Source organism: Pseudomonas sp. FYR_7, from assembly GCF_043106155.1.
In the GTDB taxonomy this organism is placed as follows: domain Bacteria; phylum Pseudomonadota; class Gammaproteobacteria; order Pseudomonadales; family Pseudomonadaceae; genus Aquipseudomonas; species Aquipseudomonas parafulva_B.
This window is the reverse complement of record NZ_JBICMI010000041.1, coordinates 1-1010: the sequence shown is the minus strand read 5'-3', so window position 1 is coordinate 1010 and position 1010 is coordinate 1. Positions and strand designations below refer to the sequence as shown.

1 protein-coding gene is annotated in these 1010 nt (G+C 56.7%); it reads right to left on the bottom strand.

Translation table 11 applies throughout. From position 1 onward, the window contains the following. Positions 1–1010: immunoglobulin-like domain-containing protein (locus tag ACF8R3_RS10310; protein ID WP_392515567.1), on the bottom strand; the 1010-nt coding region annotated here is incomplete at both ends.

Sequence of the window (1010 nt, the reverse complement as noted above, 5' to 3'; positions counted from 1 at the left end):
ACGGAGTTCTGGTCAGCGGTAATAGTGACCAGCACCAGATCGCCTTGGTTACCCGTGCCCGGGGTACCCGAACCTGGCTCGTCAGTTACGGTAGTGGTTACAACCTCATTGCCCAGCGTCAACTTCTCGAAGTTATCTCCACCCGAAACCGACTCTAGCTTGTTCACCAGAGCAGGCTGGCCACCCATATACACATCATCGCCAACGGCAATAGTAGTGCTGCCAGCGACGCTATTGGCTGGAATGGTGACTTTCGTCCCGTCAGTCAGCGTGAAAGTCAGTGCTCCATGTTGAGTGACAGGCAAGCCTTGAGCGTTGCTCAGGGTTACGGTGTAGGTAACTTGGCCACCCTCTGTAACAGTCGTCTTGTCCGCCGTAAGGGTTGCGATGACTTCGCTGATGGTGTCGGAAATTTCAACTGTTGCCGGGCCACCGATGACTAGGTTCTCGAACGTGGCGCCCGGGACGCTAGCGTCGGTCACACCTAGCGTGACGGAGCCTGGATCCTTGATGACATCGTCGCCTTGTGCGGCGAGCTTGTACTCGACCTCAGTCTTTCCAGCCTCGATGGTGACTTTGTCACCATTCGACAATGTGACAGTGAGCGGACGGTCCAAGGCTTGACTGACTTTGACCGTGAAAGACGGCTGCTGATCTTCGGTCACATTGCCGTTACTGACGATGCTAACGGTGACAGTGTCGATACTGTCGTTGATGACCGTGGAGGCTGGCGTGGGGTTTGCGGTCAGTTCTTCGAAGTTGCCGCCGGTGGCGCTGTCGATGGTCACGCTAACGGTGGAACCGTTGTTGTAGACGTCGTTGGCCGGGGTCTGGAAATCGATGCTGCCCTGGGTCTTGCCTGCTTCAACGGTGATGACCTGGCCATTGGACAGGGTCACGGTAACTGGGGTTTGAGCTGGGTTGGTCAGCGTGACGGTGTAAGTGATCACGCCACCTTCGGTCACGCTTGGCGAAGCCGTCAGCGTAGCAGTGGTGGTGTCGATCGAGTC